A 25,380-nucleotide genomic window follows, 5' to 3' on the forward strand; every position below is an offset into this window, starting at 1 on the left:
GCTTTGCGCCCCATTCGCGGGACAAGCCGGCTCCCACAGGTACAGCGCAGCTTTCAGCATCTGCACAGCACCTGTGGGAGCCGGCTTGCCGGCGATAGGGCCCTGACAGTGCCTGGACAGGTGCCACGCAACTGTAATGTCGACTATTCTGCAATCTGTCCCAGTACACTTTGCAACTGTTACGGTATCCTCTGCCGACAGTGAGTCGCACAAGAACAATGAGCCGTCCGCCATGACCAACCTGCTGCTGTACCAGCGTATCGCCCAGCAACTGGCCGATGACATCCGCCGCGGTGTCTACCAGCCCGGCGAGCGCGTACCGTCCGTGCGCAAGATGAGCGCCCAGCTCAATGTCAGCCATGCCACGGTGCTGCAGGCCTATGCCAACCTTGAAGACCAGGGGCTGATCCGTGCCCGGCCGCAATCGGGTTACTACGTCCACCAGACCCCGGCACTGACCGCGCAGACGCCGGACATCGCCCGGGTAGAACGCCCTGGCCTGGTCACCCGCGCCAGCATCATCCAGCAAGTGCTGACCGAGGCGCGGCGTGACGGTGTGTTCCCCTTCGGGGCTGCCGTGCCCCACGTCGACTACTTGCCGGTGCGCGCCCTGCATCAGCAGATTGCCAAGGTCACCCGGTTCCACAGCCCGCGTGCCTTCAGTTACATGTTCAGCCCTGGCTTCGAGCCGCTGCGGCGCCAGATCGCGATCCGCATGCGCGATGCCGGTGTGCTGGTCGATCCGCGCGAGGTGATCGTGACCCATGGTTGCGTCGACGCGCTGCAGATGTCGCTGCGGGTGTTGACCCGTCCAGGGGATCTGATCGCTGCCGAGTCGCCGACCTATTATGGCTTGCTGCAGTTGGCGGACTTGCTTGGGCTGAAAGTCATCGAGATCCCCAGCGATCCCTCCACGGGTATCAGCCTCGAAGCCTTGCAGCTGGCGGCCAACCAGTGGTCGATCAAGGCGCTGGTGCTGACCGCGCGCCTGAGCAATCCGCTGGGTGGCACCATCCCTGAAGAGCGGCAGAAACAACTGTTGCGCCTGGCCTCGGACTTCGACATCCAGATCGTCGAAGACGACATCTATGGCGAGCTGATGTTCGAGCAGGGCAAGACCAAGGCGCTTAAGGCATTCGATCGGCTCGATCGGGTCATCTATTGCTCGAGTTTCTCCAAGACCCTGTCGCCCGGTGTGCGAGTCGGCTGGATGGTGGCGGGACGCTACCAGGAAGAAATCCAGCGTCTGCAGACGTTCACCACCCATTCGGCCTGCAGCGTGACGCAGATGGGTGTGGCGGCCTACCTGGAAAACGGCGGTTACGACCGCCACCTGCGTTACATTCGCCAGGAATACCGCAAGAATCTCAGTGCCTACCAGCTGGCGGTGCAGCAGCACTTCCCCGAAGGCACGCAGATGACCCGGCCTACAGGAGGGTTCATCCTCTGGGTGAGCCTGCCGGGGCGGGTCAATACCCAGGAACTGCACGTGCGCGCGCTGGAGCAGGGGATCAGCATTGCGCCGGGGCTGATCTTCAGCAATACCGAGCAGTTCAACCACTGCATTCGCCTCAACTGTGGGATTCCCTGGAACAAGGAAGCCGAGCGGGCAGTGATCACCTTGGGCTTGTTGGCTCAGCAATTGTGCAGAGAGTCTGTAACCGCATTTTAGTGAGGCTTGCCAGGCGCGGGCGGAACGGTGAGCATACGCACTTTTCCAGCCTGCCTGCCGATGTCCATGAACCTGTTGCGTAGTTTTGCCCTGATCGTTTGCCTTGCGCCGCTGTGCCTGCCGGCTGGCGTGGCCCAGGCTGCGCAGCCTGCCGCGCAGGAGCAGGGCAAGACGGCCAAGCCTGCAGTCAAGCAACCGGCCAAGCCCGTCATACGCAAGGCCAAGCCTGTGCACAAACCGGTCAGCCAAGAGGTGCGCGAGCCGCTACCCAAGGCCAAGCTGGACCTGAGCTTGCCCGTCGAGATGGTCAAGGACCTGGAGCCCAATGTCGGCAGCTCCACCACACGACGCAAACCTTTGCTGCCGGCCATGTTCACCGAAAAGCCGGAAACGGATGACAGCCGGTTTCAGCTCAATGGTCGCCTGATCAGCAACGAGATGCAGCTCCAGCTGCGTAACGACAGCCGCCGCGATGTGGAAGGCGCAGCCATCGAATTCGAGTTCCGCCAATAGCCCGGGCGAACTGACTGTCGAGTCACGGCAGATTTCATCGGGCCAGCAATTTCAAACACATGTTTGAGCGGTTACTATCCAGGGACGTTCGTCCCGTTTTGCTCCAGGGAGTCCTGTTTTCATGAAGTGTCGTGAGGGTTGCGGTGCCTGCTGCATCGCCCCATCCATCAGCTCGGCGATGCCGCGCATGCCTGAGGGCAAGCCGGCCGGTGAGCGCTGCCTGCACTTGACCGTCGACAACCTTTGCGACCTGTTCGGCAAGCCCGAGCGGCCGGCGGTGTGTGGGGGGTTCCAGGCGGATGTCGAGGTGTGCGGCAGTGATCGTGAAGAGGCGATCAGGATTCTCGGTTGGTGGGAGCAGATGACGGCGGCGTGACAAGGCTGGATCTTCGACAACAAGGATAAATATGATGAGATCGTTCAAGCGTATTGCACTGCTGTGTGGCGTGGGTGTTCTGCTGTCGCCGATGGCCTGGGCGGAAAACTGGCAAGTGGCCAAGGAAGAGGAGGGGATCAAGATCTCCCTCAGCGAAGTGCCGGGCTCCAAGTACAAGGCCTACCGCGGTGTGACCCTGATCAAGGCGCCTTTGGCCAAGGTCCAGGCGCTGCAGGAAGATGTGGCTGGGGCATGCGCCTGGGTACATGAGTGCAAATCGCAGAAGCTGCTCAAGCACGAGGGTGACCAGAGCTGGACCTACACCCAGTTCAATACCCCGTGGCCGGTGACGCCGCGGGACTCGGTGCTGCATATCACCACGGTCAAGGATGCCGATGGCAGCCTGACGCGAAACTTGAAGGAAGAGCCGACCTATATCCCGGAAGAGAAGGGGTTTGTACGGGTGGCGAAAGTCGAAGGCTTCTGGAAGTTGGTGCCCAAGGGGGACAGTACGGAAGTGACCTATCAGGTGCACACCGAGCCGGGTGGCAGTGTGCCGGCGATAGGGCCGGTACAGGCACACCGCAATAAAAAAGGCTGCCCGAGGGCAGCCTTTTTGCGTTCGGCTCGGTGAGCTTACTTGCGGTCCTTCAGGTCGACGATGTCGCGCTGCAGCTCGCCGGTGTACAGCTGGCGCGGACGGCCAATCTTGTACGGGCTGGAGAGCATTTCTTTCCAGTGCGAGATCCAGCCCACGGTACGTGCCAGGGCGAAGATCACGGTGAACATGCTGGTCGGAATGCCGATCGCCTTCAGGATGATGCCCGAGTAGAAGTCGACGTTCGGGTACAGCGAGCGCTCGATGAAGTAAGGATCGGTCAGGGCGATCTCTTCCAGGCGCATGGCCAGTTCCAGCTGCGGGTCGTTCTTGATGCCGAGCTCGCCCAGGACTTCGTCGCAGGTCTTCTTCATCACGGTGGCGCGCGGGTCGCGGTTCTTGTACACGCGGTGACCGAAGCCCATCAGCTTGAACGGGTCGTTCTTGTCCTTGGCCTTGGCGATGTACTTGTCGATGTTCGAGACATCGCCAATTTCATCGAGCATGGTCAGCACGGCTTCGTTCGCACCGCCGTGGGCAGGGCCCCACAGAGCAGCGATACCGGCGGCGATACAGGCGAACGGGTTGGCACCCGAAGAACCGGCCAGGCGCACGGTGGAAGTGGAGGCGTTCTGCTCGTGGTCGGCATGGAGGATGAAGATCTTGTCCATTGCCTTGGCCAGCACCGGGCTGATCGGTTTGATCTCGCACGGGGTGTTGAACATCATGTGCAGGAAGTTTTCCGCGTACGACAGGTCGTTGCGCGGGTACATCATCGGCTGGCCCATGGAGTACTTGTAAACCATCGCGGCCAGGGTCGGCATCTTGGCGACCAGGCGCACCGCGGAGATTTCGCGGTGTTGCGGGTTATTGATGTCCAGGGAGTCGTGGTAGAACGCCGACAGGGCGCCGACCACACCGCACATCACCGCCATCGGGTGAGCGTCGCGGCGGAAACCGTTGAAGAACGACTTCAGCTGCTCGTGAACCATGGTGTGGTTCTTCACGGTGCTGACGAACTGAGCCTTCTGCTCGGCATTCGGCAGTTCGCCGTTGAGCAGCAGGTAGCAGGTTTCCAGGTAGTCCGATTGCTCGGCGAGCTGTTCGATCGGGTAGCCGCGGTGCAGCAGCACGCCCTTGTCGCCGTCAATGTAGGTGATCTTCGACTCGCACGAGGCAGTCGCCATGAAACCGGGGTCGAAGGTAAAGTGACCAGTGGCCCCCAACCCGCGGACGTCGATTACATCAGGACCAACGGTGCCGGTTAAAATGGGCAGCTCGACGGGGGCAGCGCCCTCGATGACCAACTGCGCTTTTTTGTCAGCCATGTGGCCTCCTATTAATGCTTGAAATCATCAGACAGACCCCCCACGCAGGGCCCGCACCACTATAGAGAAGTAAATTCGAATGTCAATTTGCCTAAAGGCTGCTTGAAAGCGGCCTGCAGGCCTGATTTTTCACGAAATTCTCGCCCATTTACGCCTTTTGCTCGCTAAAGGCAATGCGCTATTTGGGCTACCCCCTCACGTTGTCATAAGCAGCCTAACTGTCTATACTCGGCACCCGACCGCCAGGGGCTTGCAAGCCCGAACTGCTGGGGGTCGCCGTTCCCTGGGTGGTGGGTACCTGACCAGTACACTTACCAACAACTTTGCCCTGATTCGCTAGGGGCTCTTCAGTGTGAAAAAAGCCGTGAAAAGCCAACGACCTGTAAACCTAGACCTAAGGACCATCAAGCTCCCTGTCACTGCGTACACGTCCATCCTGCACCGTATCTCCGGCGTCATCCTGTTCATCGGCCTTGCCATCATGCTTTATGCACTGGGCAAGTCGCTGGGTTCCGAGGAAGGCTTCGGTGAGGTGAAGGCGTGTCTGACCAGCCCGCTGGCCAAGTTCGTGACCTGGGGCCTGCTATCCGCCCTGCTTTATCACCTCGTGGCAGGTGTACGCCACCTGATCATGGACATGGGCATCGGTGAGACGCTGGAAGGCGGCAAGCTGGGCTCGAAAATCGTGATCGTCATCTCCGTGGTGCTGATCGTTCTGGTGGGAGTTTGGGTATGGTAACCAATGTCACGAACCTGTCGCGTTCGGGCCTCTATGACTGGATGGCGCAGCGCGTCTCGGCGGTCGTTCTCGCGGCTTACTTCATCTTCCTGATCGGCTACGTGGTCGCCCACCCAGGCATCGACTACACCCAGTGGCACGGTCTGTTCTCCAACAACGCGATGCGGATCTTCAGTCTGCTGGCCCTCGTTGCCCTGGGCGCTCACGCCTGGGTCGGCATGTGGACCATCGCCACCGACTACCTGACGCCGATGTCGTTCGGCAAGTCGGCGACTGCGATTCGTTTCCTGTTCCAGGCGGTATGCGGCGTTGCGATGTTCGCTTACTTCGTCTGGGGTGTGCAGATTCTCTGGGGTATCTGATCCATGGCTAGCATTCCAACCATTTCTTTCGACGCCATCATCATTGGTGGCGGCGGCGCCGGCATGCGCGCAGCGCTGCAGCTGGCCCAGGGCGGCCACAAGACCGCTGTGGTCACCAAGGTCTTCCCGACCCGTTCGCACACTGTTTCCGCCCAGGGCGGCATCACCTGCGCCATCGCTTCGGCCGACCCGAACGATGACTGGCGCTGGCACATGTACGATACCGTCAAAGGTTCCGACTACATCGGTGACCAGGACGCTATCGAATACATGTGTCAGGAAGGCCCGGCCGCGGTCTTCGAGCTGGACCACATGGGCCTGCCGTTCTCGCGTACCGAAACCGGCCGTATCTACCAGCGTCCGTTCGGTGGTCAGTCCAAGGACTTCGGCAAGGGTGGCCAGGCTGCCCGTACGTGCGCCGCTTCCGACCGTACCGGTCACGCGCTGCTGCACACCCTGTACCAGGGCAACCTGAAAGCCGGCACCACCTTCCTTAACGAGTACTACGCTGTCGACCTGGTGAAGAACCAGGAAGGCGCTTTCGTCGGTGTGATCGCGATCTGCATCGAAACCGGCGAAACCATGTACATCAAGTCCAAGGCTACCGTTCTGGCCACTGGCGGTGCGGGCCGTATCTACGCCTCGACCACCAACGCCCTGATCAACACCGGTGACGGTATCGGCATGGCCCTGCGTGCAGGCGTACCGGTGCAGGACATCGAGATGTGGCAGTTCCACCCGACCGGCATCGCCGGCGCCGGTGTACTGGTCACCGAGGGTTGCCGCGGTGAAGGTGGCTACCTGATCAACGCCCACGGCGAGCGCTTCATGGAGCGTTATGCGCCGAACGCGAAAGACCTGGCCGGCCGCGACGTTGTCGCCCGTTCCATGGTCAAGGAAATCATCGCCGGCAACGGCGTGGGCCCGAACAAGGACCACGTACTGCTGAAGCTGGATCACCTGGGCGAGGAAGTGCTGCACAGCCGCCTGCCAGGTATCTGCGAACTGTCCAAGACCTTCGCTCACGTCGACCCAGTCGTCGCGCCGGTCCCGGTCGTTCCAACCTGCCACTACATGATGGGTGGTGTTGCCACCAACATTCATGGCCAGGCCATCACCATGGACGACGAAGGCAAGGATCACATCATTCCTGGCCTGTTCGCCGTAGGTGAAGTGGCGTGCGTATCGGTTCACGGTGCCAACCGCCTGGGCGGCAACTCGCTGCTCGACCTGGTGGTGTTCGGTCGTGCTGCCGGCCTGCACCTGGAGAAGGCACTGAGCGACGGCATCGAGCATCTCGACGCCAGCGACACCGACATCGATGTTGCCCTGAGCCGCCTGAACAAGCTCAACGAGCGCTCCACTGGCGAAGACGTTGCCAGCCTCAAGCGCGAGCTGCAGAGCTGCATGCAGAACTACTTCGGTGTATTCCGTACCGGCGAATACATGCTGAAGGGTATCGAGCAGCTGGCTGGCCTGCGCGAGCGTATCGCCAACGTCAAGATCAACGACAAGTCCCAGGCCTTCAACACCGCGCGTATCGAAGCGCTGGAGCTGCAGAACCTGCTGGAAGTTGCCGAAGCTACCGCCATTGCGGCCGAAGCCCGTAAAGAGTCCCGCGGCGCTCACGCCCGTGAAGACTTCGAAGACCGTGACGACGAGAACTGGCTGTGCCACACCCTGTACTACCCGGGTGTCAAGCGCGTTGCCAAGCGTGGCGTCAACTTTGCGCCGAAGACCGTGCCGGCCTTCGAGCCAAAAATCCGGACTTACTAAGGGTGGCTGCTATGTTGAAAGTCGAAGTTTATCGTTACAACCCCGACACCGACTCGGCGCCCAAGATGGAGTCGTTCGACGTCGATACCGGCGGCAAGGACCTGATGGTTCTGGACGTGCTGGCGCTGATCAAGGAAAAGGACGAGGGTTTCTCGTACCGTCGCTCCTGCCGTGAAGGCGTGTGCGGTTCCGATGGCATGAACATGAACGGCAAGAACGGCCTGGCCTGCATCACCCCGCTGTCGGGTGTGGTCAAGGGCAACAAGCTGGTTCTGCGTCCGCTGCCGGGCCTGCCGGTCATTCGTGACCTGGTCGTCGACATGAGCATCTTCTATAAGCAGTACGAGAAGGTGAAGCCATTCCTGCAGAACGACACGCCGGCTCCGGCCATCGAGCGTCTGCAGTCGCCAGAAGAGCGCGACAAGCTGGACGGTCTGTACGAGTGCATCCTGTGCGCTTGCTGCTCGACCTCCTGCCCATCGTTCTGGTGGAACCCAGACAAGTTCCTGGGCCCCGCTGCCCTGCTGCAGGCCTATCGCTTCCTGGCCGACAGCCGTGACACCAAGACCCAGGAGCGCCTGGCGTCCCTGGATGACCCGTTCAGCGTATTCCGCTGCCGCGGGATCATGAACTGCGTGAACGTTTGCCCCAAGGGTCTGAACCCGACCAAGGCAATCGGCCACGTACGTAACATGCTGCTGCAAAGCGGCACCTGATTCAAAGTGTTGTAACTGCAGTAAGCCGAGGTGCGGGTGGTGAGCCCGCACTGAGGTAAAACCTGGGCAAGGGCCCACAAAGCCCGCGCTCGATACCTATGAAGATATGAGACCAGCAGGGGCTTTCCGGGCTGGTACCCGGAAAATCAGCAGGATCCAAGTGGCGTGGTTCAGTCGCTGTGTTCGGACTTTTCCAGGTTTGCTGTGGCTCTCGCCGATCAGTCCCCTAACCGAGGGTGACCAAGCATGCAAGAAAGCGTGATGCAGCGCATGTGGGAAAGCGCCCACCTTTCAGGTGGTAACGCTGCATATGTGGAAGAGCTCTACGAGCTCTACCTGCACGACCCTAACGCTGTGCCAGAAGAGTGGCGCACTTACTTCCAGAAGTTGCCCGCCGACGGCAGCACCGCTACCGATGTATCGCACTCGACAATCCGCGACCATTTCGTACTGCTGGCAAAGAACCAGCGCCGCGCCCAACCGGTTTCCGCCGGGAGCGTGAGCAGTGAACACGAGAAGAAGCAGGTTGAAGTGCTGCGACTGATCCAGGCCTATCGTATGCGCGGCCATCAGGCTGCCAAGCTCGACCCGTTGGGGTTGTGGCAGCGCCCTGCGCCAGTAGACCTGTCGATCAATCACTACGGCTTGACCAATGCCGATCTTGATACGACCTTCCGTGCCGGCGACCTGTTCATCGGCAAAGAGGAAGCGAGCCTACGCGACATCTTCGAGGCACTCCAGAAGACATATTGTCGCACCATTGGCGCCGAGTTCACCCACATCACCGATTCCGAGCAGCGCAGCTGGTTCCAGCAACGCCTGGAAAGCGTGCGCGGCCGTCCGGAGTTTTCCGCCGACGTGCAGGCTCACCTGCTCGAGCGCGTGACCGCCGGTGAAGGCCTGGAGAAGTACCTGGGCACCAAGTACCCGGGCACCAAGCGTTTCGGCCTGGAGGGTGGCGAAAGCCTGATCCCGATGCTGGACGAAATGATCCAGCGTTCCGGCTCCTACGGCACCAAGGAAGTCGTCATCGGCATGGCCCACCGTGGCCGTCTGAACGTGCTGGTGAATACCTTCGGCAAGAACCCGCGCGAGCTGTTCGACGAGTTCGAAGGCAAGAAGATGAACGAGCTGGGCTCCGGTGACGTGAAGTATCACCAGGGCTTCTCCTCCAACGTCATGACCCCGGGTGGCGAAGTTCACCTGGCCATGGCGTTCAACCCGTCCCACCTGGAAATTGTCTCGCCAGTGGTGGAAGGTTCGGTGCGCGCCCGTCAGGACCGTCGCAACGATACCGTGGGTGACAAGGTGCTGCCGATCTCGATCCACGGTGACGCTGCGTTCGCCGGCCAGGGCGTGGTCATGGAAACCTTCCAGATGTCGCAGACCCGCGGTTTCAAGACCGGCGGCACCGTGCACATCGTGATCAACAACCAGGTCGGTTTCACCATCAGCAACCCGCTGGACTCGCGCTCCACCGAGTACGCTACCGACGTCGCCAAGATGATCCAGGCGCCGATCCTGCACGTGAACGGCGATGACCCGGAAGCGGTGCTGTTCGTGACCCAGCTGGCCATCGATTACCGCATGCAGTTCAAGCGTGACGTGGTCATCGACCTGGTCTGCTACCGTCGTCGCGGCCACAACGAGGCCGACGAGCCGAACGGTACTCAGCCTCTGATGTACCAGCAGATCAGCAAGCAGCGCACCACCCGCGAGCTGTACGCCGAGTCGCTGATCCAGGCCGGTCGCATCGACGCCGAGCGCGCCCAGGCCAAGATCGACGAGTACCGCAACGCGCTGGACAACGGCCTGCACGTGGTCAAGAGCCTGGTCAAGGAGCCGAACCGCGAGCTGTTCGTCGACTGGCGTCCGTACCTGGGCCATGCCTGGACCGCGCGTCACGACACCCGCTTCGACCTCAAGACCCTGCAGGAACTGTCGGCCAAGCTGCTGGAACTGCCGGAAGGCTTCGTCGTCCAGCGTCAGGTGTCGAAGATCTACGAAGACCGTCAGAAGATGCAGGCCGGTGGCTTGCCGATCAACTGGGGTTATGCGGAGACCATGGCCTACGCCACTCTGCAGTTCGAAGGTCACCCGATCCGCATGACCGGCCAGGACATCGGCCGAGGCACCTTCTCGCACCGTCACGCGGTGTTGCACAACCAGAAGGACGCCAGCACCTACGTACCGCTGCAGAACCTGTTCCCGGGCCAGCCGCGCTTCGACCTGTACGACTCCTTCCTCTCGGAAGAAGCAGTACTGGCCTTCGAATACGGCTACTCGACCACCACGCCGAACGCGCTGGTGATCTGGGAAGCCCAGTTCGGCGACTTCGCCAACGGTGCGCAAGTGGTGATCGACCAGTTCATCACCAGCGGTGAGCACAAGTGGGGCCGCCTGTGCGGTCTGACCATGCTGCTGCCACACGGCTACGAAGGGCAGGGGCCGGAGCACTCCTCCGCGCGTCTGGAGCGTTACCTGCAGCTGTGCGCCGAGCACAACATCCAGGTCTGCGTACCGACCACCCCGGCACAGATCTACCACCTGCTGCGTCGCCAGGTCATCCGCCCGCTGCGCAAGCCGCTGGTAGTCCTGACGCCCAAGTCGCTGCTGCGCCACAAGCTGGCCATCTCGACCCTGGAAGACCTGGCAGAAGGTTCGTTCCAGACCGTGATCCCGGAAGTCGATGCAATCGACCCGGCCAAGGTCGAGCGCCTGGTCCTGTGCAGCGGCAAGGTCTACTACGACCTGCTGGAAAAACGCCGTGCCGAAGGCCGCGAAGACATCGCGATCCTGCGTATCGAGCAGCTGTATCCGTTCCCTGAGGACGACCTGGTCGAAATCCTGGCGCAGTACAGCAACCTCAAGCATGCAGTCTGGTGTCAGGAAGAGCCGATGAACCAGGGTGCCTGGTACAGCAGCCAGCACCACATGCGCCGTATCCTGGGCCGCCACAACAAGGCACTGGTCCTGGAATACGCCGGTCGCGACGCTTCTGCCGCGCCAGCTTGTGGTTACGCTTCGAAGCACGCCGAACAGCAGGAAAAACTGCTGCAAGACGCCTTCACTGTCTAACGCCTTCGCGCACCTGAAACCGAATTTAAGGAAATACTGATAATGGCTATCGAGATCAAAGCCCCAACCTTCCCGGAATCGGTCGCCGACGGCACCGTTGCCACCTGGTACAAGAAGCCGGGCGAAGCCATCAAGCGTGACGAGCTGATCGTCGACATCGAGACCGACAAGGTCGTCCTGGAAGTGCTGGCTACCGCCGATGGCGTGCTGGGCGACATCGTCAAGGGCGAGGGCGAAACCGTCCTGTCCGACGAAGTGCTGGGTTCGATCGTTGAAGGCGGCGCTGCTGCCGCTCCAGCCGCTGCCCCGGCCGCTGCTGCTCCGGCTGCCGCTGCTGCCGACGCTGGCGAAGACGACCCGGTCGCCGCTCCAGCCGCGCGCAAGCTGGCTGAAGAGAACGGCATCGACCTGGCCACCGTTGCCGGTACCGGCAAAGGCGGTCGCGTGACCAAGGAAGACGTGGTTGCTGCAGTTGCCAACAAGAAATCGGCACCTGCCGCGGCGCCTGCTGCCAAGCCTGCCGCTGCCGCCGCTGCTCCGGTTGTGACCGCCGCTGGCGACCGCACCGAGAAGCGCGTGCCGATGACCCGTCTGCGTGCCAAGATCGCCGAGCGTCTGGTTGAAGCCCAGTCCAACATGGCGATGCTGACCACCTTCAACGAAGTCGACATGACCGAAGTCATGGCCCTGCGTTCGAAGTACAAGGACCTGTTCGAGAAGACCCACAACGGCGTACGCCTGGGCTTCATGTCGTTCTTCGTCAAGGCCGCCACCGAAGCACTGAAGCGCTTCCCGGCAGTCAATGCCTCGATCGATGGCAACGACATCGTCTACCACGGCTTCGCCGACGTCGGCGTTGCCGTCTCCAGCGACCGTGGCCTGGTGGTACCGGTACTGCGTAACGCCGAGTCGATGAGCCTGGCTGAAATCGAGAACGGCATTGCCACCTTCGGCAAGAAGGCCCGTGACGGCAAGCTGTCGATCGAAGAAATGACCGGCGGCACCTTCACCATCACCAACGGTGGTACCTTCGGTTCGATGATGTCGACCCCGATCGTCAACCCGCCGCAGGCTGCCATTCTCGGCATGCACAACATCATCCAGCGTCCGATGGCCATCAACGGCCAAGTGGTAATCCGCCCGATGATGTACCTGGCGCTGTCGTACGATCACCGCCTGATCGACGGCAAGGAAGCGGTAACCTTCCTGGTCACCATCAAGAACCTGCTGGAAGATCCGTCTCGCCTGCTGCTGGACATCTAACCCTCTGGCTGCGTACCGTTCGGCCCCTGCCTTCGAAAGAAGCGGGGCCGCGCGGTTCGCGGCTTGTAGCTTGTAGCTGATAAGGAATCTTTTATGACCCAGAAATTCGACGTAGTGGTGATTGGTGCAGGTCCTGGCGGCTATGTAGCTGCCATCAAGGCTGCCCAACTTGGTCTGAAGACTGCCTGTATCGAGAAGTACACCGACGCCGAGGGCAAGCTGGCCCTGGGCGGCACCTGCCTGAACGTAGGCTGCATTCCGTCCAAGGCGCTGCTGGACAGCTCCTGGAAGTACAAGGAAGCCAAAGAGAGCTTCAACGTCCACGGTATCTCCACGGGCGAAGTGAAGATGGACGTCGCCGCGATGGTTGGCCGCAAGGCCGGCATCGTCAAGAACCTGACCGGTGGCGTTGCCACCCTGTTCAAGGCCAACGGCGTCACTTCGATCCAGGGCCACGGCAAACTGCTGGCTGGCAAGAAAGTCGAAGTCACCAAGGCTGACGGCACCACCGAAGTCATCGAAGCCGAGAACGTGATCCTGGCCTCCGGTTCGCGTCCGATCGACATTCCGCCGGCTCCGGTCGACCAGAACGTCATCGTCGACTCCACCGGCGCCCTGGAATTCCAGACCGTGCCACAACGCCTGGGCGTGATCGGCGCTGGCGTCATCGGCCTGGAGCTGGGTTCGGTATGGTCGCGCCTGGGTGCCCAGGTCACCGTCCTGGAAGCCCTGGACACCTTCCTGATGGCTGCCGACACCGCCGTGTCGAAAGAAGCCCAGAAGACCCTGACCAAGCAAGGCCTGGACATCAAGCTGGGCGCTCGCGTCACCGGCTCGAAAGTCAACGGCAACGAAGTCGAAGTGACCTACACCGACGCCAACGGCGAGCAGAAGATCACCTTCGACAAGCTGATCGTCGCGGTCGGCCGTCGTCCGGTGACCACTGACCTGCTGGCCGCCGACAGCGGCGTGACCATCGACGAGCGTGGCTACATCTTCGTCGACGATCACTGCGCTACCAGCGTACCGGGCGTCTACGCCATCGGTGACGTGGTGCGTGGCATGATGCTGGCGCACAAGGCCTCGGAAGAGGGCATCATGGTCGTCGAGCGCATCAAGGGCCACAAAGCCCAGATGAACTACGACCTGATCCCGTCGGTTATCTACACCCACCCGGAAATCGCGTGGGTCGGCAAGACCGAACAAGCCTTGAAGGCCGAGGGTGTTGAGGTTAACGTAGGCACCTTCCCGTTCGCGGCCAGCGGCCGTGCGATGGCAGCCAACGACACCGGTGGTTTCGTCAAGGTCATCGCCGATGCCAAGACCGACCGCGTACTGGGTGTGCACGTGATTGGCCCATCGGCTGCCGAACTGGTACAGCAGGGCGCAATCGCAATGGAATTCGGCACCAGTGCCGAGGATCTGGGCATGATGGTCTTCAGCCATCCAACCCTGTCCGAAGCGTTGCATGAAGCAGCGCTGGCAGTGAATGGCGGCGCCATTCACGTGGCCAACCGTAAGAAGCGTTAATTATAAGAAACCACGGCGGGCTGCCCGTCGTGAGTCTTGCGTGCATGACTCACCGCGGAACGTCCGCCGGACCGAATCACACGGGAAAACCCGGGGTTAACAACGGTCACAGGTGGTGCGGCGCCAGCAATGGCGCAGCGCCGAAGCGCAGTACCTAACGAAGACGGTAAAAAGCATGAATCTTCACGAGTATCAGGGTAAGCAGCTGTTCGCTGAATACGGCCTGCCAGTTTCCAAGGGTTTCGCAGTCGACACCCCTGAAGCTGCAGCAGAAGCCTGCGACAAGATCGGCGGTTCCGAGTGGGTTGTTAAAGCCCAGGTTCACGCAGGTGGTCGCGGTAAAGCGGGCGGCGTCAAGCTGGTTCGCAGCAAGGAAGACGCCAAGGCGTTCGCTGCGCAATGGTTGGGCAAGCGCCTGGTGACCTACCAGACCGACGCCAACGGTCAGCCAGTGACCAAGATCCTGGTCGAATCCTGCACTGACATCGCCAAAGAGCTGTACCTGGGCGCTGTAGTCGATCGCTCGAGCCGCCGTATCGTGTTCATGGCTTCCACCGAAGGTGGCGTGGACATCGAGAAAGTCGCTCACGAAACTCCTGAGAAGATCATCAAGGCTACTATCGATCCGCTGGTCGGCGCTCAGCCGTTCCAGGGTCGTGAACTGGCATTCCAGCTGGGTCTGGAAGGCAAGCAAGTTGCACAGTTCGCCAAGATTTTCGTAGGCCTGGCCAAGCTCTTCAAAGAGCACGACCTGGCTCTGCTGGAAGTGAACCCGCTGGTCATCAAGGCCGACGGCGACCTGCACTGCCTGGATGCGAAGATCAACATCGACGCAAACGCCATGTACCGTCAGCCTAAGCTGAAAACCTTCCACGACCCGTCGCAGGACGATCCTCGTGAAGCCCACGCTGCCAGCTTCGAGCTGAACTACGTGGCCCTGGAAGGCAACATCGGCTGCATGGTCAACGGTGCTGGCCTGGCCATGGGTACCATGGACATCGTCAACCTGCACGGCGGCAAGCCAGCCAACTTCCTCGACGTAGGCGGCGGTGCCACCAAAGAGCGCGTTACCGAAGCGTTCAAGATCATTCTGTCCGACAGCAATGTCGCGGCCGTTCTGGTCAACATCTTCGGCGGCATCGTTCGCTGCGACATGATTGCCGAAGGCATCATCGGTGCAGTGAAAGAAGTCGGCGTCAAGGTTCCGGTCGTCGTTCGCCTTGAAGGCAACAACGCCGAACTGGGCGCTAAAGTACTGGCAGAAAGCGGTTTGAACATCATTGCGGCAACCAGCCTGACCGACGCTGCTCAACAAGTTGTCAAAGCTGCGGAGGGCAAGTAATGAGCGTCCTGATCAATAAAGACACCAAAGTCATCTGCCAGGGCTTCACCGGCTCGCAGGGTACTTTCCACTCCGAACAAGCCATCGCCTACGGCACCAAGATGGTCGGCGGCGTAACCCCAGGCAAGGGTGGCACCACCCACCTGGGCCTGCCGGTGTTCAACACCGTCAAGGAAGCCGTGGAAGCTACCGGCGCTGATGCTTCGGTCATCTACGTTCCGGCTCCGTTCTGCAAGGACTCGATCCTGGAAGCGGCCTTCGGCGGCATCAAGCTGATCGTCTGCATCACCGAAGGCATTCCGACCCTGGACATGCTGGACGCCAAGGTCAAGTGCGACGAGCTGGGCGTGACCCTGATCGGCCCTAACTGCCCAGGCGTTATCACGCCGGGCGAGTGCAAGATCGGCATCATGCCAGGTCACATCCACCTGCCAGGCAAGGTCGGTATCGTTTCGCGTTCCGGCACCCTGACCTATGAAGCCGTGAAGCAGACCACCGACGCCGGCTTCGGCCAGTCGACCTGCGTCGGCATCGGCGGTGACCCGATCCCGGGCTCCAACTTCATCGACATCCTGAAGCTGTTCCAGGAAGACCCGAAGACCGAAGCGATCGTCATGATCGGTGAGATCGGTGGTTCGGCTGAAGAAGAAGCCGCGGCCTACATCAAGGCCAACGTGACCAAGCCGGTCGTTTCCTACATCGCTGGTGTTACCGCACCTGCGGGCAAGCGCATGGGCCACGCTGGCGCCATCATTTCCGGCGGCAAGGGCACTGCGGACGAGAAGTTCGCCGCCCTGCAGGACGCGGGTGTGAAGACCGTGCGTTCCCTGGCTGACATCGGCAAGGCCCTGGCCGAGCTGACTGGCTGGGAAGTCAAGAAGTAAGTAACACGTAGTACCCCCACGCGCACAGAGGCCACCTTCGGGTGGCCTTTGTCGTTTCTGGGATTTGTATTGCCTTCACTGGCCCTATCGCCGGCAAGCCGGCTCCCACAGGATCAGCGCCGTACCTGTGGGAGCCGGCTTGCCGGCGATAGGGCCAGCGCAGACAACAATGATTTTTCGATAGGTTTGATAGGTTTTTTCACACAGACGAATTTCCCATGTCTGGGATAATTCCTACTGTCATCGGTCACGCAGACGACAAACATGTACGCACATCGGACAAGCAGCACCGTTGCAGTGCGTTTACCCGGTAAAACGGTTAATCTACGCGTTCACTCTGTGCCCGTACCCCAAAAGGGAACGACACGCTAAACGGGTCTGGCCTACCAAGCCGGGCAGCATTTCCCTCATCCATGGGGAAATCCCTTCTCGAATCCCGATTTCAGCAGTGTGGTACTACCCTAAATGAAAGTTTTAAAAGGCCAGGATATCCTGGCACTTGGCTTTATGACGTTTGCGCTTTTCGTGGGCGCCGGCAATATCATCTTCCCGCCTATCGTTGGCCTGCAATCCGGTCCGCACGTATGGATGGCAGCCCTGGGCTTCCTGGTCACCGCGGTAGGCCTACCGGTCATCACCGTGGTCGCGCTGGCCAAGGTCGGTGGCGGTATGGATGCCCTGAGCAGCCCTATCGGCAAGTTCTTCGGTGGCCTGTTGGCGGCCGTGTGCTACCTGTCGGTCGGCCCGCTGTTCGCTACCCCGCGGACCGCGACCGTGTCGTTCGAAGTAGGTGTGGCACCGCTGACCGGCGAAAGCCCGCTGGCGCTGTTCATCTACAGCCTGGTGTACTTCCTCGTGGTGCTGGCAGTGTCCATGTATCCGGGCAAGTTGCTCGATACCGTGGGTCGCTTCCTCGCGCCGCTGAAGATCATCGCCCTGGCCGTGCTCGGCATTGCAGCGTTCGCGCTGCCAGCAGGGACCATTGGTGAAGCGCAGCCGGCCTATGCCGCCGCCGCATTCTCCAAGGGCTTCTCCGATGGTTACCTGACCATGGATACACTGGGTGCCCTGGTCTTCGGTATCGTCATCGTCAACGCCATCCGCTCGCGCGGTGTCGAGTCGCCGAAGCTGATCACCCGCTATGCCATCATCGCTGGCCTGATCGCCGGTGTCGGCCTTGCGCTGGTGTATGTCAGCCTGTTCCGTCTTGGGGCCAGCAGCCACGAGATCGCCGCGGATGCCACCAACGGTGCGGCGGTATTGCATGCTTATGTGCAGCATACCTTCGGCTCGCTGGGCAGCGGTTTCCTGGCGGTGCTGATCGCCTTGGCCTGCCTGGTGACAGCTGTTGGCCTGACCTGCGCCTGCGCCGAGTACTTCAGCCAGATCCTGCCGCTGTCGTACCGCGCACTGGTGGTGATCCTGGCGGGCTTCTCGCTGGTGATCTCCAACCTGGGCCTGACCAAGCTGATCATGTTCTCGATTCCGGTGCTGACCGCCATCTATCCGCCTTGCATCGTGGTGGTGGGCCTGAGTTTCGTGAAGGAACTGTGGCATTCGCCGACCCGTATCCTGGCACCGGTGATGCTGGTGTCGCTGCTGTTCGGCATCGTCGACGCGATCAAGGGCAGCAACATTGCCCACATGCTGCCAGACTTCATGGCGCACCTGCCGCTGAGCGACCAGGGCCTGGCCTGGCTGGTGCCTTCGGTGGTGACGCTGGCTGGCGCCGTGGTCTGCGACCGCATGCTCGGCAAGCCGCGCGAAGCGTTGGCCTGATGCGTTGAAGCCTGGGGGCGGCACCGGCCACAAGCCGTAGGGTGCACGCCGCAGGTGGAGACCAGAAAACCCCGCATTCGCAAGGATGCGGGGTTTTTGTTTGTCTGTACTGGCCTCATCGCCGGCAAGCCGGCTCCCACACGCGATCTGAAAACGGCGCGGTCCCTGTGGGAGCCGGCTTGCCGGCGATGAGGCCGGACCGGGCAAGGAACATTTTGTGCCGAATGTGTGTCTTTACCGACTTGCCGACGTCGAAACCCGGTTCCTATCCTTTATGCACCTTGCCTTCGGGAAACCTGCATGAACTTCATCCAAAACAACTTCCACAACTTGCTGGCCGTCTGCTGGTTCGCACTCTGCTGGGGTGGCTACACCCGCTACGCCATCTGGAAAGGGCGCGACACCGCCTGCCTGGCCAGCGTGTTGCACTTGTACCGCGAAGACTGGATGCGTCGCATGTTGCTGCGCGACAACCGTATCGCCGATGCCAGCGTGATCGGCAACCTGGAGCGTAATGCGTCATTCTTCGCCTCCAGTACCCTGATCATCCTGGCCGGCATTCTTACTGTGCTGGGGGCTTCTGACCGTGCGCTGTCATTGCTGGCTGATCTGCCATTGGTTCAGCAGGCATCCCAGGGCATGTCGGAAATCAAGTTGCTGTGCCTGGCGATGGTGTTCGTCTATGCCTTCTTCACCTTTAGCTGGTGCATGCGCCAATACAACTTCGCTGCCGTGCTGGTGGGTTCGGCACCCATGATTGGTGAACGCCTGGTCAATGAGTTGGAGCGCAAGGCCTTTGCTTCAAGAGCGGCACGGGTACTGTCGCTGGCGGCCAACCAGTTCAACTTCGGCCTGCGTTCTTATTACTTCGGCATGGCCATGCTCACTTGGTTCATCAGCCCTTGGCTGTTCATGGTCGTGAGTGTGGGGGTTGTGCTGGTGCTGTACCGCCGCGAGTTTCATTCCGATGTGCTCGAAGTCATGGTATTCACGCCAACCGAGAGTGCGCCTACCGAGGCCGGCAAAGAAACTATTGCAAGTACCTGAAACGTTTAATCCGAAAGTTACAGGCACAAAAAAACCCGACAGTTGTCGGGTTTTTTTGTGCGGCTCGATTACTGCTTGGCAGGCTCGGCTGGAGCAGTTTCCGGCGCCGGAGTTGCCGGAGCGGCTTCTTCGGCAGCCTTCTTCTCGGCTTCGGCCTGATCTTTGGCGGCTTCGGCGTTTTCCTTGGCGGCTTCGTTCATCTTATCCTGAGCTTCGCCCATCTTTTCCTGGGCTTGCTCGGCGTGTTGCTGTGCGTCTTGGGCTTTGTCTTCGCTCGCTTTATCGCAAGCAGCCAGGCCCATGGCAGCAGCCAGCATCAGAGCAAAAGCAAAAGGTTTACGCATGGGGGTGTATCTCCTTGGTGGAATAAGTGACTTGTTCCTTCGAGTTCATCCATAGCGGATAAGTTCCGCAGAGTTTGCACATATATAAAGCCCCGATCTATATAGACTTTTTACCGATTTTATGCCGGCGCGTCAGTTATCAGGGGAAGTACGGATGAGCGATTCCAGCTTGGTGGCCATGGCCGAACGCTTCTTGTCGGCGCTTAAACATTGCCAGGTGTTGCAGATGCGCGTGGCCCATGCCGATGCCGAAGGTATGACACTGATGCTGCCCTGGTCACCCGCCATTGTTGGCAACCCGCAGACCGGCGCGGTGCATGGCGGGGCCTTGACCACGCTGATGGACACCACCTGCGGCATGGCCACGCTGTGTGTGCTGCCGCGTTTCGAGGTCTGCCCAACCCTGGACCTGCGGATCGACTACATGCACCCGGCTGAAGCAGGCAAGGCCATCTACGGCCATGCTCAGTGCTACCGGGTTACCCGTGATGTCATCTTCACCCGAGGCACGGCTTACCAGGATGACCCCAGCCAGCCGATCTGCCAGGTGGTGGGCACGTTCATGCGCCTGGGGCAAGAGATCAAGGGCGGCATTCGCTTCGGCAACACCCTGAAGGAGGGCGGTGCATGATCCCGCAAGACGTGCGTGAACGCCTCAATGCAGCCCATGCCGTAGGCGACTACCAGCCATTGCTGGCGCTGATTCCCTACGCGTCCCTGATCGGCATCACCTGCGAGCGTCAAGGCGATGACCTGCTGTTCCTGCTGCCAGCCAACCAGGACAACATCGGCAACCCGTTGCTTCCGGCCATCCATGGGGGTGTCATCGCGGGCTTCATGGAACTTTCGGCGGCGCTTTACCTGTTGATCTACAGCGAGAGCGCGAGCATCCCGAAGATCATCGATTTCTCCATCGACTACCTGCGCGCCGGGCATTACCGCGACACGTACGCCCAGTGCCAGCTGTGGCGTCAGGGGCGGCGGGTGACCAACGTGGCGATCACCGCCTGGCAGGGTGACCGGCAGTCGCCGATCGCCACCGCACGTGCGCATTTCAAGATCGAACCGGAAAAGCCCTTGAAATCACCCGGGCAGCCCCCATCTGCATGACATCCGCCGTAAACGCGGGCCGAATCGGCCGCCAGGCGCCACCTGCCATCAGATCGGAGTTTTGAAGACCATGAGTGTGGAAACACAAAAGGAAACCCTGGGCTTCCAGACCGAGGTGAAGCAACTGCTGCACCTCATGATTCATTCGCTGTATTCGAACAAAGAGATCTTCCTGCGTGAGCTGATCTCCAATGCCTCCGACGCCGCCGACAAGCTGCGCTTCGAAGCCCTGGCCAAGCCAGAGCTGTTCGAGGGCGATGCCGATCTGAAGATCCGCCTGAGCTTCGACAAGGACGCCGGGACCGTGACCCTCGAGGACAACGGCATCGGCATGAGCCGGGAAGACGTCATCGCGCACCTGGGCACCATCGCCAAGTCCGGCACCGCCGACTTCATGAAGAACCTCACCGGTGACCAGAAGAAGGACTCGCACCTGATCGGCCAGTTCGGCGTGGGCTTCTACTCGGCGTTCATCGTCGCCGACAAGGTCGACGTCTACAGCCGTCGCGCCGGCCAGCCGGCTGCAGAAGGCGTGCACTGGTCGTCGAAAGGCGAAGGCGAGTTCGAAGTTGCTACCATCGACAAACCTGAGCGCGGCACCCGCATCGTCCTGCACCTGAAGAAGGACGAGCAGGAGTTCGCCGATGGCTGGCGCCTGCGCAACGTGGTCAAGAAGTACTCCGACCACATTGCCCTGCCGATCCAGCTGCCCAAGGAGCAGGCTGCCGCCGAAGGCGAAGCGCAGCCAGCCGAAGAATGGGAAACCGTCAACCGCGCCAGCGCCCTGTGGACCCGTCCGCGTACCGAGATCAAGGACGAGGAATACCAGGAGTTCTACAAGCACATCGGCCATGACTTCGAAAACCCGCTGGCCTGGAGCCACAACAAGGTCGAAGGCAAGCTCGAGTACAGCTCGCTGCTGTACGTGCCAGCCCGTGCGCCGTTCGACCTGTACCAGCGCGAAGCGCCACGCGGCCTGAAGCTGTATGTGCAGCGCGTGTTCATCATGGACCAGGCCGAGTCGTTCCTGCCGCTGTACCTGCGTTTCATCAAAGGTGTGGTCGACTCCAACGACCTGTCGCTGAACGTCTCCCGCGAGATCCTGCAGAAGGATCCGATCATCGATTCGATGAAGACCGCGCTGACCAAGCGTGTGCTGGACATGCTGGAGAAACTGGCCAAGAACGAGCCCGAGCAATACAAAGGCTTCTGGAAGAACTTCGGCCAGGTGCTGAAGGAAGGCCCGGCTGAAGACTTCGCCAACAAGGAGAAGATCGCCGGCCTGCTGCGCTTCGCCTCTACCCACGACGACAGTGGCGAGCAGAGCGTTGCCCTGGCCGAGTACCTGGCGCGCGCCAAGGAAGGTCAGGACAAGATCTACTACCTCACCGGCGAGACCTACGCGCAGGTCAAGAACAGCCCGCACCTGGAAGTCTTCCGCAAGAAAGGCATCGAAGTGCTGCTGCTGACCGACCGTATCGACGAGTGGCTGATGAGCTACCTCAACGAATTCGACGGCAAGGCCTTCGTCGACGTCGCCCGTGGCGACCTGGACCTGGGCAAGCTGGACTCCGAAGAGGACAAGAAAGCCCAGGAAGAAGTGGCCAAGGAAAAAGAAGGCCTGGTCGAACGCCTGAAAGGTGCGCTGGGTGACAGCGTCGCCGAGGTACGCGTTTCGCACCGCCTGACCGACTCGCCGGCGATTCTCGCCATCGGCGAACAGGACCTGGGCCTGCAGATGCGCCAGATCCTCGAAGCCAGTGGGCAGAAAGTGCCGGATTCGAAGCCAATCTTCGAATTCAACCCGACCCACCCGCTGATCGAGAAGCTCGACAACGAGCAGAGCGAAGACCGCTTCGCCGAGCTGTCGCATATCCTCTTCGATCAGGCGGCCCTGGCGGCTGGTGACAGCTTGAAGGACCCGGCGGCTTACGTTCGTCGCCTGAACAAGCTGCTGGTCGAGCTGTCTGCTTGAGTTGATGCACAGAAAGCCCGCTTCGGCGGGCTTTTTTAATGGTCAGTAGCTAAGGAGTGCTTGATGAGCAAGGTAATCGTCGAATCGTTGATTTATCACCTCTCCGGCAAAACCTATGAAAGCCGCCTGGTCTACGAGCCAGGCGCGTTGGGCCGGCCTGGCCTGGTCATGGCGCCGAACTGGATGGGTATTGGCGAAGGCGCCGAGCGCATTGCCAAGGAAGTGGCTGAAAAAGGGTATGTGGTGCTGATTGCCGACCTGTATGGGCAATCGGTACGTCCGTCCAATGCCGATGAGGCGGGGGCGGCGATGATGCCATTGAAGAATGATCGGGCCGAGCTGCGCAAACGCATGCAGGAGGCCCTGGCGCAGCTGCTGGGGCAGTCCAAGGCGTTGCTGGAGCCAGGCAAGGCGGCCACCTTCGGCTTCTGCTTTGGCGGTTGCTGCGCCCTGGAGCTGGCCCGTACCGGTGCCGACCTGAAGGCGGCAGTATCGTTCCACGGGACGCTGGATACCCCGAACCCGGAAGACGCCAAGCGCATCAAGGGCTCGGTGCTGGTGTTGCATGGCGCCGCCGATCCGCTGGTGCCGAAGGAGCAGTTGCCGGCGTTCGAGGAGGAGATGAACGCGGCCAAGGTCGACTGGCAGTTGCTGAGCTACGGTGGCGCGGTGCATTCGTTCACCGACCCGAATGCCAATGTGCCGGGCAAGATGCAGTATGACCGCCGCACCTCGGAGCGGGCGTTCCGCTCGATGCACAATCTGCTCACCGAAGTGTTCCAGCGCTGATTGTGTAAAGGGGCTGCTGCGCAGCCCATCGCCGGCAAGCCAGCTCCCACAGGTAAGGTATTGCCCCTGAGAGCCGCGCGGTCCCTGTGGGAGCCGGCTTGTCGTGGCGACGAACCGCGGCGATGGGCCGCAAAGCGGCCCTGATCTAGCGGGGCAACTCGATCCGCGAGATCTCGCCCGGCACCACCGGCCAATCCCCCGCAGCCCACTTCGCCCTGGCCTGCTCGATCAATTCCGGGTCACTGGCGACAAAGTTCCAGTTCATCCGCCGCGGCCCATCCAGCGGCGCCCCGCCGATCAGCACCAGCTGGCATTCACCTTCGGCATACAAGGTGATCTCTTCGCCCTCCGGTAACACCAGCAGGCTGCAGGCTTCCACTTCCTCCTCGCCATTGAGCATCAGCTCGCCGTCGAGCAGATACAGCGCCCGCTGATCGTGCTCGTTGGGTACCAGCAAAGTGGTCGCCGGCTGCATTCGAACCTGTGCATAGAGGGTAGGGGAGAGTACCGGCACCGGAGACTCCAGGCAGAACCCGCTACCGGCAATCATGCAGATGCGTACCCCCAGACTGTCGCTGACCGGCAGGCTTGCCGCCGGGTGATGGCTGTAGCTCGGCGCACCCTGCTCGAGCTCGCGCGGCGAAGCCAGCCATACCTGCAGCCCGTGCAGGCGCGAACCGTGGGCCATGGCGTCCGCAGGCGTGCGTTCGACATGCGCCACGCCGCTGCCGGCGGTCATCCAGCTGACGTCACCGGGCAGCACGCGCTGCTCCGAGCCCAGGCTGTCCTTGTGCAGGATGGCCCCTTCGAACAGGTAGGTCAGGGTCGACAGCCCGATATGCGGGTGTTGGCGGATATCCATCCCATGCCCCGGTGCGTAGTCGGTTTCGAGCATGTGGTCGAAGAACACGAAGGGGCCGACGCTGCGGCACTGGGCCGAAGGCAGCGGGCGCAGGATCGGTTGGCCCTCGACCGATTCGGCGCGCGGGCGGATGACCAGGGGGCTGCTCATGGTGGGCTCCAGGGGGGAGGAATTGCCCCCAGCATAGCGGTTTGGCGGGCAGAGCTGAACCGTCTTGCCAGGCGGCCGGTCTACCTTGCTGGTATTCGCAAAAGGAAGCTGCCCATGATCGTCAAAGCGCTGGCTTGCGTGCTGTTGTCCGGATGGCTGTGCCAGGCGGCGCAGGCGCGTGACTACCGCTACAGTGACGCCCACCTGCACTACGTGGACTTTTTCCAGGAAACCGAAGGCATGCAGGCCTTGCTCAAGGCCATGGACGACGCCGGCGTCGAGCAATCGATGATTTCGGGGATCCCGGTGGCCAAGAAATGGCACGAGGACGAACCCAAGCGCCCCCGTTACTACGCGGGTGACGATGCCGATGCCTACTGGTACAGCGCCACCGATACCTACGTGGCGGCGGCTCTGCTGCAGCTGCCCGCAGAGCAGCGCAAGCGCTTTCACCCATTTCTCACCGGCTTCAATCCGGTGGACAAGAACGCGGTCAGTCATATCGAGCGCATGCTCGATCTCTATCCCGGGCTCTGGCAGGGCATTGGCGAAGTCTTCACCCGCCACGACGACCTGACCGCCCTGACCACTGGCGATACGCCGCGGGCCAACAACGAGGCGATGGCGCGCATCTATCACCTGGCGGCCGAGCGCGATATGCCGGTGTTGCTGCACTCCAACATCACCTCCAAGCGTGAACGCAACCCGCTGTACCTGGCCGAGATCGAGGAGCCGCTGCGCAACCACCCGCACACCCGGTTCATCTGGGCCCACGCGGGCAGCAGCGTGGAGATTCACCGGCACCAGACGCAGATGGACTTTCTGCTGCCGGTGCTGACGCGTTTGCTGGGGGATTACCCGAACCTGTATGTCGACTTGTCCTGGAGTGTGCTGGAGCCTTATCTGCTGGATGAGCAGGGCGTGCCGCGCAAGGGGTGGGTCGATCTGGTGGTGAAGTACCCGGAGCGGTTCATGCTGGGGTCGGATGTGGTTGGGCGGTTTGACAGTCTGAAGGAGCAGATGCACGGGTTCAGGCCGTTTCTGGATGCGTTGCCGGAAGCCGTGGCGAAGAAGGTGGCGCGGGATAACTTTCTGGCGGTGTTGCCCAGGCAGAGGTAGAGGCTGGCTGTGCGGGCCCTATCGCCGG

At 61.2% G+C, this 25,380-nt stretch carries 22 protein-coding genes and 1 pseudogene; 20 read left to right on the plus strand and 3 right to left on the minus strand.

Going from position 1 to position 25,380, the window contains the following annotated elements:
• The first annotated feature begins 232 nt into the window (after nt 1-232).
• The 4 genes and pseudogenes from PMI38_RS06320 to PMI38_RS06335 form a co-directional block, all read left to right on the plus strand.
• On the plus strand, nt 233-1,672 hold the full coding sequence (locus tag PMI38_RS06320; protein ID WP_008091881.1) for an aminotransferase-like domain-containing protein: 1,440 nt from the start codon (nt 233-235) through the stop codon (nt 1,670-1,672).
• 66 nt (nt 1,673-1,738) lie between these two features.
• Nucleotides 1,739-2,185: a hypothetical protein gene (locus PMI38_RS06325; RefSeq protein WP_008091883.1), complete on the plus strand. Its 447-nt coding sequence runs from the start codon at nt 1,739-1,741 to the stop codon at nt 2,183-2,185.
• Nucleotides 2,186-2,306: 121 nt separating this feature from the next.
• On the plus strand, nt 2,307-2,561 hold the full coding sequence (locus PMI38_RS06330) for a YkgJ family cysteine cluster protein (protein ID WP_008091885.1): 255 nt from the start codon (nt 2,307-2,309) through the stop codon (nt 2,559-2,561).
• A 34-nt stretch (nt 2,562-2,595) separates the two neighbouring features.
• Nucleotides 2,596-3,126, plus strand: a pseudogene (locus PMI38_RS06335) (START domain-containing protein); the annotation flags it as partial.
• Nucleotides 3,127-3,197: 71 nt separating this feature from the next.
• On the opposite strand, the gene gltA reads toward PMI38_RS06335, so the two are convergent.
• The gene (gene gltA / locus PMI38_RS06340) at nt 3,198-4,487 is read right to left on the minus strand and encodes a citrate synthase (protein ID WP_008091889.1); all 1,290 of its coding nucleotides are present in this window, start codon (nt 4,485-4,487) and stop codon (nt 3,198-3,200) included.
• Between the two features lie 352 nt (nt 4,488-4,839).
• Here gltA and sdhC point away from each other — a divergent pair, with 352 nt between their 5' ends.
• The 11 genes from sdhC to PMI38_RS06395 all read left to right on the plus strand — a co-directional run bounded on the left by sdhC (nt 4,840) and on the right by PMI38_RS06395 (nt 19,003).
• The gene (sdhC, locus tag PMI38_RS06345; RefSeq protein WP_008091902.1) at nt 4,840-5,226 is read left to right on the plus strand and encodes a succinate dehydrogenase, cytochrome b556 subunit; all 387 of its coding nucleotides are present in this window, start codon (nt 4,840-4,842) and stop codon (nt 5,224-5,226) included.
• Nucleotides 5,220-5,588 carry a succinate dehydrogenase, hydrophobic membrane anchor protein gene (gene sdhD / locus PMI38_RS06350; RefSeq protein WP_008091903.1) on the plus strand — a complete coding sequence of 123 codons (369 nt, stop codon included), beginning with the start codon at nt 5,220-5,222 and terminating at the stop codon, nt 5,586-5,588. Before sdhC ends, sdhD begins: the two co-directional genes overlap by 7 nt.
• Nucleotides 5,589-5,591: 3 nt before the next feature.
• Nucleotides 5,592-7,364 (plus strand): succinate dehydrogenase flavoprotein subunit, encoded by a 1,773-nt coding sequence (gene sdhA / locus PMI38_RS06355; protein ID WP_008091905.1) that lies wholly within the window; start codon nt 5,592-5,594, stop codon nt 7,362-7,364.
• Between the two features lie 11 nt (nt 7,365-7,375).
• Complete coding sequence (locus tag PMI38_RS06360) at nt 7,376-8,080, plus strand: succinate dehydrogenase iron-sulfur subunit (RefSeq protein ID WP_008091906.1); 705 nt, start codon at nt 7,376-7,378, stop codon at nt 8,078-8,080.
• Between the two features lie 246 nt (nt 8,081-8,326).
• Nucleotides 8,327-11,158: a 2-oxoglutarate dehydrogenase E1 component gene (locus PMI38_RS06365; RefSeq protein ID WP_008091908.1), complete on the plus strand. Its 2,832-nt coding sequence runs from the start codon at nt 8,327-8,329 to the stop codon at nt 11,156-11,158.
• A gap of 42 nt (nt 11,159-11,200) precedes the next feature.
• Nucleotides 11,201-12,421, plus strand: a complete 1,221-nt coding sequence (gene odhB, locus PMI38_RS06370) for a 2-oxoglutarate dehydrogenase complex dihydrolipoyllysine-residue succinyltransferase (RefSeq protein WP_008091910.1) — start codon at nt 11,201-11,203, stop codon at nt 12,419-12,421.
• Between the two features lie 93 nt (nt 12,422-12,514).
• Entirely contained in the window at nt 12,515-13,951 is a 1,437-nt protein-coding gene (gene lpdA, locus PMI38_RS06375; protein WP_008091912.1) for a dihydrolipoyl dehydrogenase, read from the plus strand.
• 175 nt (nt 13,952-14,126) lie between these two features.
• Nucleotides 14,127-15,293: an ADP-forming succinate--CoA ligase subunit beta gene (sucC, locus tag PMI38_RS06380; protein ID WP_008091914.1), complete on the plus strand. Its 1,167-nt coding sequence runs from the start codon at nt 14,127-14,129 to the stop codon at nt 15,291-15,293.
• Complete coding sequence (gene sucD, locus PMI38_RS06385) at nt 15,293-16,177, plus strand: succinate--CoA ligase subunit alpha (RefSeq protein ID WP_004376004.1); 885 nt, start codon at nt 15,293-15,295, stop codon at nt 16,175-16,177. Before sucC ends, sucD begins: the two co-directional genes overlap by 1 nt.
• Before the next feature lie 465 nt (nt 16,178-16,642).
• Nucleotides 16,643-17,956, plus strand: a complete 1,314-nt coding sequence (brnQ, locus tag PMI38_RS06390) for a branched-chain amino acid transport system II carrier protein (protein WP_008091925.1) — start codon at nt 16,643-16,645, stop codon at nt 17,954-17,956.
• Nucleotides 17,957-18,256: 300 nt separating this feature from the next.
• Nucleotides 18,257-19,003: a DUF599 domain-containing protein gene (locus PMI38_RS06395; RefSeq protein WP_008091927.1), complete on the plus strand. Its 747-nt coding sequence runs from the start codon at nt 18,257-18,259 to the stop codon at nt 19,001-19,003.
• Nucleotides 19,004-19,071: 68 nt separating this feature from the next.
• On the opposite strand, the gene PMI38_RS06400 is transcribed toward PMI38_RS06395, so the two are convergent.
• Nucleotides 19,072-19,347: a hypothetical protein gene (locus tag PMI38_RS06400; protein ID WP_008091929.1), complete on the minus strand. Its 276-nt coding sequence runs from the start codon at nt 19,345-19,347 to the stop codon at nt 19,072-19,074.
• Between the two features lie 154 nt (nt 19,348-19,501).
• Here PMI38_RS06400 and PMI38_RS06405 point away from each other — a divergent pair, with 154 nt between their 5' ends.
• The 4 genes from PMI38_RS06405 (at nt 19,502) to PMI38_RS06420 (ending at nt 23,221) form a co-directional block, all read left to right on the plus strand.
• Nucleotides 19,502-19,978, plus strand: coding sequence for a PaaI family thioesterase (locus PMI38_RS06405; protein ID WP_008091930.1), 477 nt, complete (start codon nt 19,502-19,504; stop codon nt 19,976-19,978).
• Nucleotides 19,975-20,457, plus strand: a complete 483-nt coding sequence (locus tag PMI38_RS06410; protein ID WP_008091933.1) for a PaaI family thioesterase — start codon at nt 19,975-19,977, stop codon at nt 20,455-20,457. Before PMI38_RS06405 ends, PMI38_RS06410 begins: the two co-directional genes overlap by 4 nt.
• 70 nt (nt 20,458-20,527) lie before the next feature.
• Nucleotides 20,528-22,432 carry a molecular chaperone HtpG gene (gene htpG, locus PMI38_RS06415; RefSeq protein ID WP_008091935.1) on the plus strand — a complete coding sequence of 635 codons (1,905 nt, stop codon included), beginning with the start codon at nt 20,528-20,530 and terminating at the stop codon, nt 22,430-22,432.
• Nucleotides 22,433-22,495: 63 nt separating this feature from the next.
• Nucleotides 22,496-23,221 (plus strand): dienelactone hydrolase family protein, encoded by a 726-nt coding sequence (locus PMI38_RS06420; protein WP_008091938.1) that lies wholly within the window; start codon nt 22,496-22,498, stop codon nt 23,219-23,221.
• A 145-nt stretch (nt 23,222-23,366) separates the two neighbouring features.
• Here the strand turns inward: PMI38_RS06420 and PMI38_RS06425 are convergent, their stop codons facing one another.
• The gene (locus PMI38_RS06425; RefSeq protein WP_008091939.1) at nt 23,367-24,233 is read right to left on the minus strand and encodes a pirin family protein; all 867 of its coding nucleotides are present in this window, start codon (nt 24,231-24,233) and stop codon (nt 23,367-23,369) included.
• A 114-nt stretch (nt 24,234-24,347) separates the two neighbouring features.
• On the opposite strand from PMI38_RS06425, the gene PMI38_RS06430 reads away from it, so the two are divergent.
• Nucleotides 24,348-25,352, plus strand: coding sequence for an amidohydrolase family protein (locus tag PMI38_RS06430; protein WP_008091941.1), 1,005 nt, complete (start codon nt 24,348-24,350; stop codon nt 25,350-25,352).
• The last annotated feature ends 28 nt before the right edge of the window (nt 25,353-25,380 follow it).

Source organism: Pseudomonas sp. GM84, assembly GCF_000282535.1.
Taxonomy (GTDB): Bacteria; Pseudomonadota; Gammaproteobacteria; order Pseudomonadales; family Pseudomonadaceae; genus Aquipseudomonas.

Bases quoted from the DNA above. Each gene is read 5' to 3' on its own strand.
- PMI38_RS06320 (WP_008091881.1), top strand. From the start codon at position 233: ATGACCAACCTGCTGCTGTACCAGCGTATCGCCCAGCAACTGGCCGAT.
- PMI38_RS06325 (WP_008091883.1), top strand. From the start codon at position 1,739: ATGAACCTGTTGCGTAGTTTTGCCCTGATCGTTTGCCTTGCGCCGCTG.
- PMI38_RS06330 (WP_008091885.1), top strand. From the start codon at position 2,307: ATGAAGTGTCGTGAGGGTTGCGGTGCCTGCTGCATCGCCCCATCCATC.
- gltA (WP_008091889.1), bottom strand. From the start codon at position 4,487: ATGGCTGACAAAAAAGCGCAGTTGGTCATCGAGGGCGCTGCCCCCGTC.
- sdhD (WP_008091903.1), top strand. From the start codon at position 5,220: ATGGTAACCAATGTCACGAACCTGTCGCGTTCGGGCCTCTATGACTGG.
- sdhA (WP_008091905.1), top strand. From the start codon at position 5,592: ATGGCTAGCATTCCAACCATTTCTTTCGACGCCATCATCATTGGTGGC.
- PMI38_RS06360 (WP_008091906.1), top strand. From the start codon at position 7,376: ATGTTGAAAGTCGAAGTTTATCGTTACAACCCCGACACCGACTCGGCG.
- PMI38_RS06365 (WP_008091908.1), top strand. From the start codon at position 8,327: ATGCAAGAAAGCGTGATGCAGCGCATGTGGGAAAGCGCCCACCTTTCA.
- odhB (WP_008091910.1), top strand. From the start codon at position 11,201: ATGGCTATCGAGATCAAAGCCCCAACCTTCCCGGAATCGGTCGCCGAC.
- lpdA (WP_008091912.1), top strand. From the start codon at position 12,515: ATGACCCAGAAATTCGACGTAGTGGTGATTGGTGCAGGTCCTGGCGGC.
- sucC (WP_008091914.1), top strand. From the start codon at position 14,127: ATGAATCTTCACGAGTATCAGGGTAAGCAGCTGTTCGCTGAATACGGC.
- sucD (WP_004376004.1), top strand. From the start codon at position 15,293: ATGAGCGTCCTGATCAATAAAGACACCAAAGTCATCTGCCAGGGCTTC.
- brnQ (WP_008091925.1), top strand. From the start codon at position 16,643: ATGAAAGTTTTAAAAGGCCAGGATATCCTGGCACTTGGCTTTATGACG.
- PMI38_RS06395 (WP_008091927.1), top strand. From the start codon at position 18,257: ATGAACTTCATCCAAAACAACTTCCACAACTTGCTGGCCGTCTGCTGG.
- PMI38_RS06400 (WP_008091929.1), bottom strand. From the start codon at position 19,347: ATGCGTAAACCTTTTGCTTTTGCTCTGATGCTGGCTGCTGCCATGGGC.
- PMI38_RS06405 (WP_008091930.1), top strand. From the start codon at position 19,502: ATGAGCGATTCCAGCTTGGTGGCCATGGCCGAACGCTTCTTGTCGGCG.
- PMI38_RS06410 (WP_008091933.1), top strand. From the start codon at position 19,975: ATGATCCCGCAAGACGTGCGTGAACGCCTCAATGCAGCCCATGCCGTA.
- htpG (WP_008091935.1), top strand. From the start codon at position 20,528: ATGAGTGTGGAAACACAAAAGGAAACCCTGGGCTTCCAGACCGAGGTG.
- PMI38_RS06420 (WP_008091938.1), top strand. From the start codon at position 22,496: ATGAGCAAGGTAATCGTCGAATCGTTGATTTATCACCTCTCCGGCAAA.
- PMI38_RS06425 (WP_008091939.1), bottom strand. From the start codon at position 24,233: ATGAGCAGCCCCCTGGTCATCCGCCCGCGCGCCGAATCGGTCGAGGGC.
- PMI38_RS06430 (WP_008091941.1), top strand. From the start codon at position 24,348: ATGATCGTCAAAGCGCTGGCTTGCGTGCTGTTGTCCGGATGGCTGTGC.